The 9,397-nt window shown below is 45.3% G+C and carries 7 protein-coding genes; 4 read left to right on the top strand and 3 right to left on the bottom strand.

Annotated features, from left to right (window positions below):
- Positions 1 to 3: 3 nt before the first annotated feature.
- On the top strand, positions 4 to 6,069 hold the full coding sequence (locus tag QUB10_RS14085) for a S8 family serine peptidase (protein WP_333202999.1): 6,066 nt from the start codon (positions 4 to 6) through the stop codon (positions 6,067 to 6,069).
- A 36-nt stretch (positions 6,070 to 6,105) separates the two neighbouring features.
- Positions 6,106 to 7,329 (top strand): hypothetical protein, encoded by a 1,224-nt coding sequence (locus QUB10_RS14080; protein WP_333202997.1) that lies wholly within the window; start codon positions 6,106 to 6,108, stop codon positions 7,327 to 7,329.
- A gap of 92 nt (positions 7,330 to 7,421) precedes the next feature.
- On the opposite strand, the gene QUB10_RS14075 is transcribed toward QUB10_RS14080, so the two are convergent.
- Entirely contained in the window at positions 7,422 to 7,544 is a 123-nt protein-coding gene (locus tag QUB10_RS14075) for a hypothetical protein (RefSeq protein WP_333202995.1), read from the bottom strand.
- Between the two features lie 24 nt (positions 7,545 to 7,568).
- Between QUB10_RS14075 and QUB10_RS14070 the strand changes: the two genes are divergently transcribed.
- Entirely contained in the window at positions 7,569 to 7,976 is a 408-nt protein-coding gene (locus tag QUB10_RS14070; protein WP_096831481.1) for a hypothetical protein, read from the top strand.
- 21 nt (positions 7,977 to 7,997) lie between these two features.
- On the top strand, positions 7,998 to 8,375 hold the full coding sequence (locus tag QUB10_RS14065) for a hypothetical protein (RefSeq protein WP_333103363.1): 378 nt from the start codon (positions 7,998 to 8,000) through the stop codon (positions 8,373 to 8,375).
- Positions 8,376 to 8,571: 196 nt separating this feature from the next.
- On the opposite strand, the gene QUB10_RS14060 is transcribed toward QUB10_RS14065, so the two are convergent.
- Both QUB10_RS14060 and QUB10_RS14055 read right to left on the bottom strand, forming a co-directional pair.
- Entirely contained in the window at positions 8,572 to 8,949 is a 378-nt protein-coding gene (locus QUB10_RS14060; protein WP_333202992.1) for a type II toxin-antitoxin system VapC family toxin, read from the bottom strand.
- Positions 8,939 to 9,193 carry a type II toxin-antitoxin system ParD family antitoxin gene (locus QUB10_RS14055; RefSeq protein ID WP_333202990.1) on the bottom strand — a complete coding sequence of 85 codons (255 nt, stop codon included), beginning with the start codon at positions 9,191 to 9,193 and terminating at the stop codon, positions 8,939 to 8,941. Before QUB10_RS14055 ends, QUB10_RS14060 begins: the two co-directional genes overlap by 11 nt.
- Positions 9,194 to 9,397 lie beyond the last annotated feature (204 nt).

Below are 9,397 nucleotides of genomic sequence, written 5' to 3'. Positions count from 1 at the left end.
GTTTTGCCAGCGGAAACTCTGACAAAGGTAGAAACAAAGCCGTCTGTTTTGCCAGCGGAAACTCTGACAAAGGTAGAAACAAAACCCGAAGTTTTGCCAGCGGAAACTCAGGCGAAAGTAGAAACAAAGCCCGAAGTTTTGCCAGCGGAAACTCTGACAAAGGTAGAAACAAAACCCGAATTTTTGCCAGCGGAAACTCAGGCGAAAGTAGAAACAAAACCTGCTTTAGTAACTGAGGTAGAGAAAACTGAAACTACTCAAGTTGTTGTAGCCGCAAATCCTGTAGAGTCGGTGAAGGAAAGTCAGCCAACATTGGCTGTTGAGAGTAAAGAAACTCCAGCGATTGTGCCGCCGACAGCAGCGGAAACTATGCCAGTTGTAGGTACGAATACTGCTGTAGACTTGCGGAACAAGGAGATAGTTACTCAGACTGAGACTGCTGGTGTTAATGATGCTGCACCAAAAGAGTTATTGCCAATTTATCCAACAGTTGAAAAACCAACTGAGGATAATTCGACTGCTGCGGTGACTGAACCGGTTAAGCAGGAAGTAGCACAAAACAATAATAATGTCAATGCTGATTGGATTGCGCGATTGGAAAGCATTAAACAGCGTTTGAGTAATTTGGGTGGTGCTGATGTTGTTGCCGAAAATGCGATCGATCGCACTTTGATTGCTCGTTTACAAACCATGACTGAGAAGCTGAGAGAGCAAACTGGGGCGACTCCTATTTCGGATAATACAGGGGCGTTGATTTCGCGGCTGGAAGATATGGTAGTGAAAGTCGCACCACCTGCGATCGCACCAGTACAATTTGAGTTTCCTCAAGCCGATCGACCTTTGGTAGGTTTTATCACTGATACTGGCTTGACTGTCAATAATCCTGCTGAGGAAAAGATTCCGATCGTTGCAGAGGAAAAACCCGCAAATAGCACAAACAATCCTTCCCCATCAGCTAATGGAGTTAATAGTAACCCGTCGCAGCCAGTAGTTCGCACTCAAGATAATTCGAGTCAGTGGGTAGAATCTCTGATTAAATTTGTGGATGCTGCTAAAGTATCCAAGCAACCCCATGCCGTTGTTAATATTAACATCAACCTGACTCAAACTCAGCCTGATGGAACTGTGATTCCCCGCAAGGAATTAACTGCGGCGGAACGATCGGCGATCGCCTACGCATATCAGAACAATGTTATTATTGTTGTTCCGGCTGGAGATAACCCAGGCACAATGTCGGCTCTGGGTCTATTATCTAAGGAAGTTGACAACGTAGTTACTGTCGGTGCGGCTCAACGATTTAACGATTCCGTTGCACTATCCAATGCCTTTAAATTGGCAGATTATTCGGGTAGCGGCAATACTCTCGATATTCTCGCTAAGGGTAGCAGCGGCAGTACATCCAGCACAAAGGTTGCTGCTGTTGAAGTCACAAATGCGATCGCTCAAGTGTTAGCAGCAAATCCTAAGCTGAATTATACTCAGGCAATTGACGCGATCAAGCGTACTGCTACAGACCTCGCTCGACCTAATTGGGACGCTCAAACAGGGTCAGGTTTGCTGAATGTTGCTGCTGCGGTGCAGTTGGCAAAGGTAACTATACCGGAACTTTACACGATTAAACCCGGACAGCGAAGCATTACTGATGTGTTCATTTCTCAACATCCGAGTACCAAGCAGTTACCCGGAGATCCGACTCCTCCTGCGGTTACAGTCCCTGGAATTCCTCAAACAAATGTCGATCGGGGCAGCAATAATCTTGCTAATGCAACGCAACTGATTCCTTCCGCTACCGAAGATGTCATCGATCAGGTTAGCAGCGTCGATCCGTCGGATATTTATCGGGTTGACAGTCGCTACTTAAATGGTGCTAAGTTTTCCGTCCTCTCAGGCGACTTATCCGTCAGCTACCTGACAACTTCTGGACAATTATTGGGGACTCAATCCTTGAGCAAAGGCAGTCATAAATTGCAGTTGCCAGCCAACGCACCAGCAGAGGTAATTGTCAAGATCGATCGACGCAATGCCGATCCTGCAACTTACGTTCTCTCTGGATTTGAGAGTACCGCCACTGAGCCGTTTAATATCGATCTGGAATATGAAACGCCGCTGAGTGCTTCGCAACAGGCGATTATGCAAGCCGCTGCAAAAAGTGTGGCTGGATTAATTGGCAAAGGGTTGCCGAGTGCTGTGGTTGACGGCAAGATTATCGACGACATCAATATTAAAATTTCCACTGCCACGATTGACGGTGCGAGCGGCACCCAAGCGCGAACTAAAATTGATTTCATGCGCTACGGAACCATGTTGCCCGCTCAATCTTTAGTGCAGTTTGATGCAGCGGATATTGCTGAATTGGAGCGTTCTGGGAAGTTGTTCAGCGTCGTGCAGCACGAGTTTTTACACGCTTTGGGTTTTGGCAATCTTTGGGAAGCTAAGGGTTTGGTGGATTATGCGGGTACGCCGCTGGCTCAGTATAACGGTGGAAAGGCGGTTGATGCGTTCAAAGATTTGGGCGGTTTGACTGATGCGATTTCTCTGGAAACTGAGGGTAAAGGTTCGGCTGGTTTCCATTGGAATGAGGCACTGTTCCAAGATGAGGTGATGACGGCCGATTTGAACTTAAGCGGCAAGGCTGGGAATGCGCCGATTAGTCCTGTTACTATCGCATCTTTGGCCGATTTGGGTTACGAGGTGAATTTGAATGCAGCAACTCCTGATTTTGGGTTGTTTGGCGGTCAAGGGTTCAGTGTTGATGATTTAACGCTTGAGCAGATTGAGGCTTTCCGGCAACTGGCTGAGATTTCTTTTGAGGAACCGGGCGCGGAGTATATTGCTCCGATTATGCCTATGGTTGACCCGGATAAGGTGTCGCCAGAAATCTGGGCGCACGCTGAACGGTTCTCGAAGAATGGCGAGTATTACGATTGGGTCCCTTATCAAATCCCTTCAGGAGTATTTATTAGCCACATTACTGAACGAACTATGGGTAATGGCGTAGATCCTGACTACTGGGCCTTTGTTGGGAATAAAAATGGGCTTGCAAATGTCCACAGGATCGCCGCAGGAGATTGGATTTATATTCCGCAACATCATCCCAACTATGAGTGGAAGCAAGAGCAAGAACGGCTACAGCGCGAAGAAGAATTAAGGCAGCGACAAGAAGAAGAAGCTCGTATTCGGCGAGAACAGGAAGAGGCATTTGCGCGGGATCAAGAGCGAGTTCGTCAAGAAGAGGAAGCACGGCGACGGGAAGCCGAAGCTAAGCAACGGGAACTTGAAGAACAAGAACGGCGTTTGCGTGAAGAAATGGAACGCCGTCGCCAAGAAGAGGAACGCCGTCTGGAGGAAGCGCGGTTGGCTGAGTTGGCTCGTCAGGCGGAGATTGCTCGTCAGCAGGGTAAAGGCGGATTAGATTGGTATGTAGCAAAACCTTTACCTGAGTTTGGCCCGGTCGATCCGTTTGAAACATCTCTTACAGGTGAGACAGTTGGAAATTTGGTTCCTGATGATTACTATCGGTTTACTCTGTCTCGCGGTGGTCGGATAACGGCTGAACTGAAAAAGCTGCTGGCTGATGCAGATTTGGTTCTGTACGATGTGCGAAATGAACCAATTGCTTATTCGATGCGGGAGGGAATTACGGATGAGCAAATTATTGCTGACTTGATTCCTGGTACTTATATGCTGCGAGTCAATAGTCCTAAAGGTGTGACTACGGACTATGAGCTAATTGTTAAATTCAAGCACAAGCTCTCTCAGTCTGAACTAGGTTTACCAGGATGGAAGCCAGGAATTTCTGGTAATAATGGCGGTGGTGCTTCTGGCCCACTATTAAGCGATCCGCGTATTCAGCGCATTTATGATACGGCGTTGGCGAATTTTGCGGGGCCGGAACGGGCTAAGGCTAATGCGGAGATTGCCCAGCTTGAGCGGGAGAAGCGCAGCTATGAGCAACAGATGCAAGATTTGCTCAACCAGATGAATGCGGAGCAACGGCAAAAGGTTCATCAAGCTTTGGATAATGCTCGTAATGAAGCTAATTCCTGGGTTGATGGCATTGCTAATCCGATTAAGGGTCAAGTTGATAATCTGGCTGATGGGATTATCAATAAAGCTAATTCGTTTGCGAATAGCTTAGAAAACACAGTAAATCAAGTTCCTGATTACGGAATTGGCTGGGTAAAAGATCGGAAAAATGATGCGAAATGGTTAATTAACCAAGGACGAGATGCGGTGAAGAGTGCCGTTAATAGCGCTCGGAGTTGGCTCAGAGGTAAGTTAACTGAGATTCAAGACGGAGTGAATTCAGCAATCCAGCAATTCTTTGATACGATCAAGAATGCCTACCGCACTGGAGCAGAGATTAATCAGATCATTGCGAATGCGGCTCAAACTTTCCGAACTAAGGTCGATCAGGCAGTTCGAGGTGCTAATAATCTGATTGGAGAGTTCAAAGGTCACGTCCTGAGCGCTACTGATTGGACGAAAAATCTTGGCATCAATGTTGATAAGTTTGGTGTTAAGTTTAATTTCAATGTTTACAACAACATTGTCAAGCCTGCGGTGGATGGTGTTGCTGATGGTTTCCAATCGACAATTAGCGGAATTGGAAGTGGTCTGAAGGGGATTGTTGATTGGATTGAACCTCGCACTCAGAAGACGGTGGCGGATATTGTCAATGCCATTTTGGGGGACAAGACAGGTCACTTGTGGAACCAGATTAATGGGGTGGATGCTAAAATTGCTGCTACTCGGACAGGTGTGGAGAAGGCGATCGCTCAGAAAGCTACTGAGTTAAAAAATCAGTTACAAGGATTGCTGAATACTTTAGGAATTGATGGTAAAAAGCTCCTTGATACTATTTTGAACTTTGGCAACTCTACTGGTGGTCAAGTCACTATTGAGCTTATCAAAGTTGCTTTGGGGTTTGTTCCTATTGTTGGTCAAGCGATTGATGTTGTTGATACAGCACTAGCACTTTGGAAGGTTGTTGTTGACGGACGACGTGATGTAGAAGTTTGGGTTGAACTACTTGGCTCTTTAGCTGGTTGGTTCCCTGGTGTTGGAGATGCAATCAAAGGGATTGCCAAAGTTGCACTCAAGAGTCCAATTGGAGCATTACTGCGGAAACTGGGGCCTGACGTAACCAAGCAAGCTGCAAAAATCTTCAAGGAAGCTAACTGGAAAGCTATTCTTGCTGATGTTGTTGAAGGTCTTGCTGGTGTCTGGCGGAAGTTTGATAGTCAGATGGATAGTGCTGCTGGCTGGATTCTCGATCTCATGCCGGGTGTGCGTCCAGCTATGGCTGCTATTGGTGAAATCGTTGTCAAGTTCAACGATGAAGCTGCTGATGCGGGTAAGCAGTTGGATAATATCAGCAAACAGATTGCCAAGAAGATTGATGATACTTCTGAGCAAATTGCAAAAGAAGATCAGGAAGTTGATCCTGACAATTTAATTGGAAATGGAGGTGGAAATAACCCACAAGATAACCCGGATGACAGTGACGGTAATTTAGATCCTACTACCAAGTCAGTTCACAAGGTTATTGATCGCCATATAGACGATTTGAAGACTCTACAGGAACGTTTACAAGAAGTTCCTGATACAGTTTTGGGTAAAGATCAATTTTCAAGAAAAATTGAACAACAAAGGACTTCTGCGGAAAAATTCAAAAATGATCCCGAGTTTCCAACATCGGAAAAATCACGAGATCAACTTGGAGGTTTAAAAAATAATATTGGAGGTCTAGAAAAAGAGTTAGATGATGCTTTGCGTTCTGGCATCAAGTTGCTAGAGATTGATAAAGCAAAGTATGGTCAGCAGATAGATAATGTTGCATTGGATTTAAGCGACGGATTCACTGTTTTTAGTGAAGTCAAGAATGCTCAAGTGGGACAAGATTACGCAAGTAAGCAAGCAAATTCTGTGATCGAAGCTTCTGCAAAAGATGGATTGTTCACAAAGGCAAGGTTTGTTTTTCTTCAGGGGCTTGATCCTCAGATAAAGAAAGAAATTGAAGAAATCGCATTAAAGAATAATGTGATTGTCGAAATAGAAATTAGATAATTCTTCATCAAACCCTGAAAATTCTATAGATTGATCGTGCTGCTTCTTAGTTTTCCTAGTGGTAGTGCGATCGCACCCCCAACCCTCCTCACCTCAAAACCTCACATGACCACACCCCACCAAACCTACCTCGATACCCCACCCATAGCCCTAGAGCAAATCTCCTTATCAGCCGACCTGCGCTGTACCCTCACCGACACCCTCAAAACCCTACTCCAACAAACCAACCACACCCTAATCACCCCCCCCAAACCAACCTCCAACCCCGAAACCTTTCTCAACACCCTCAAAACCCATCCCAAAATCTACCAAGCCTCCATGTCGCGCCAGTTCGCCGCCGACCTGCCCCCGGACATCGAACAAACCTCCCTCAAAGACGAACCCAAAGACTGGTTTATCAAAACCGCCGACTTTGGTGACAACTTCGATCGCGTCCTCCAACACCGCGACGGCGAATACACCCAACTCCTAGAAGACATCACCCGCTACCATCAAATATTCCAACAAGGCTATGACAAAATCATCCTCATCCGTCCCACCACCTACACCGGCTACGACATCCTACTCACCGCCGCCATGCAATGCTTGGGCTACACCAAAGAGCAATTTCAATTCATCATCGTTCAACCCATCAAACTCTACGCCTTCCACAAACCTACCCAGCAACTCCATCCCATCCCCGACATCGCCCCCGCAGAATTGCTCAAAGCCGTGAGTATGGATGCACTGCGCTGGTACAGCCTCCGAGTTCCCCTCACAGAAGTTGCCCCCATTAACATCAGCACAGCAGGACAACCCACCCCGCAAGATAGCCTCTATCGCGTTCGATCTGCCTATCTTCGTTGCTGTACGCTGCTGCAACAAGCACAGCAGCAAGGCATCATTCAGCTAGAAACCAATGGGGGCGGCGGCGAAATTTCCCCTACGGAAATCGCACCTAAACTCATGTCATTAGCAGATTATGTCTGGGAATCTCCCGATGTCGCCACCCTAGCCAACCTTCTGCAAGCAGTTCCCAAAATCCTCGAACAAAGCGCCGCCGAAATTGCCCCCCATCTGCTTTGCCGCCACCTGGAAGCTATTAGCGAAACCAGCCTTCCGTGGTTGGATTCCCTGAGTCTCAACCCGCAAAACTGCGCCCTTTTGTTAGCTGCGAAGCAAACAATTTTTGACTTGTTAGAGAACGTTTTGGCGATCGCCTGTCCTGATTCAACTTTTCCCGACTCAAATTTCCGATTTGTAAAGTTTTCTGAAGATTAGGCCGCGTTTCGCATAAAACTAGCGCCTTCCTCCAGATAGATAAGTGACGGTTGGTTTTTGAGTGCGACGGGCGATCGCCTTTTTGGAATAAGTCAAAAAGAGCGATCGCCCCTTTGGAATAAGTCAAAAAGGGCGATCGCCTTTTTGGGGCTGTGAGTGCGATCGTGCTGTAGGATGAAAAAACTACCAAAATGATATAATCTTACAATTCCCAAAATCTATATTTTAAAAATCAGCCATTGACACAATCCGATCGACCCACCGACGCAAAAACACCCTGCATCATTAACGATCGCAAACTCGATTACTTATTCAATGTCAACATCAAGCCAGACGCTCATAACTCAAAAAGAGCGGTACAAAATAGACAACAACTAAATCGCTTGGGATTTGATGACGATTCAGAATCTCGTCAATTTATTCAAACTCATCTAGAACAAGCAGTCCAAGAAGAAAGTAATATTGTTGAGCGATTTATTAATACTTATACCAACCACACCACAGGAGAAGAGGCTACAATAGATACAGAGCTTAGAGATTCACTGTTACCGGGCAGAACCGGAAAATTCGCCCAAGTCCAAAGTTCATGGGAAGTCTTGCCCGATGGAACTCGCCGCTTTCTCAGTGCTATAATCTATGGAAAATAACTCAATATCTTAGGTAAGAAAATGGCAAAAATCAATTTACATGAGGGATTTGATGAACTAGCTTTTCTAGAATTATTTTGTGAAGAACCAAAAGATTCCCAACCCTCCGATGGCTATTGGTGTTATGAAGTGACAGATTCATTAGGTGTCACCCTCAAATTTGGAATGAATATCATTCAAAAATCAGTTCAAATTGAATTAAAGATAGCCGATGCCACTGTAGGTATTATGTGTTTTGAACTCGTGAACTTTATTGAAATTAATGATTATATTAACGGTAAATTAGAATTTTTAGTTGCTCCCAAAAATGAAGAATTCAAAACTTTAGTTCAAGTTGAACTGCGACCGAGAATTAAAGTTGATTGTTCAACTCTGAGCCTTTGCCCGATGGCTGCTTAGCCTTGATAAACTACAAGGTCGATCGCCCTTTTGGAATAAGTCGAAAAGTGCGCTCGCCCTTTTGGTTACGAATGTTTTTGTCGGAAAGTGCGATAGCCCTTCAGCTCTACCAGATGCCAAAAGAGCGAGCGCTCTTTTGGAATTAGTCAAAAAGTGCGATCGCCCTTTACTCCTTTTTCTCAACCAAGGGCAATCGCTACCAATTAATTACCGTTAAACTTGTTACCTTTGCGAACTCTCGATCGGCTGTCACCAAAGTTGCTGAATTTTGGATTGCCATTGCTGCAATAACCGCATCCGGTAGTTTCAAGCGATGTTGCTGGCGAATTTCAATGATTTTTTCAATCAAAACAGCATCCATCGCCCCTAAACCAAGAACCTCCACTCGTTGCAGAAACTGCTCAAAAATCTGACGATCGTCTTGAGTCAACCCAGGAAATACCAGAAACTCAATTTTGCTAATAACTGAAACTCCGATCCAATCCGCATCTTTAAGTAATTCAATGAGTTGAATATTCCCTTGAAGCAAAGCAACGATCGCATTCGTATCCAACACATAGCGATTACCACTCATCGCGTAGATTCCTCTGCATTGTTACTGCATCTCCCTGCCAAGTTAATCGCCCCACTAAATCCGAGAAATCATAGCTGGATTTCTGCTTCTCCTCTGATGAAACCGGATTCAAAACAACTAAAACTTCTCGTTCTTTTAGCAATTGTAACCCAGCCAGAATCACTTCAGAAGCAGATGAGTACCTACCGTTTTTGACTGTTGATTGAACAAACTGCTCTAGTTCAGGAGTTAAGGATATATTCATGATGTTGAGTCACCTATTTGAGTCAACTATTACCCCCCATAATAACAAAAATTATCAAATTTTGTTATTTAATATTTTTTGCGATGGGAAGATTTTGCGAGATCCTTGCTTGTAAGCGCAGATTAGCGATCGCGAATTAAATAACTTACAATTTTAATTGTTATTGTGGGATGGGCGTCCCGCCCGTCCAAAAAGGACGGGCGG

Source organism: Microcoleus sp. B5-D4 (assembly GCF_036705145.1).
In the GTDB taxonomy this organism is placed as follows: Bacteria; Cyanobacteriota; Cyanobacteriia; order Cyanobacteriales; family Microcoleaceae; genus Microcoleus.
The sequence above is the reverse complement of the archived record's forward strand: the minus strand, read 5'-3'. Positions and strand labels throughout refer to the sequence as shown.

Excerpts from the sequence above, each read along its gene's own strand:
- QUB10_RS14065 (WP_333103363.1), top strand. The coding sequence starts at position 7,998 with ATGGCAAAAATCAATTTACATGAGGGATTTGATGAACTAGCTTTTCTA.
- QUB10_RS14055 (WP_333202990.1), bottom strand. The coding sequence starts at position 9,193 with ATGAATATATCCTTAACTCCTGAACTAGAGCAGTTTGTTCAATCAACA.
- QUB10_RS14060 (WP_333202992.1), bottom strand. The coding sequence starts at position 8,949 with ATGAGTGGTAATCGCTATGTGTTGGATACGAATGCGATCGTTGCTTTG.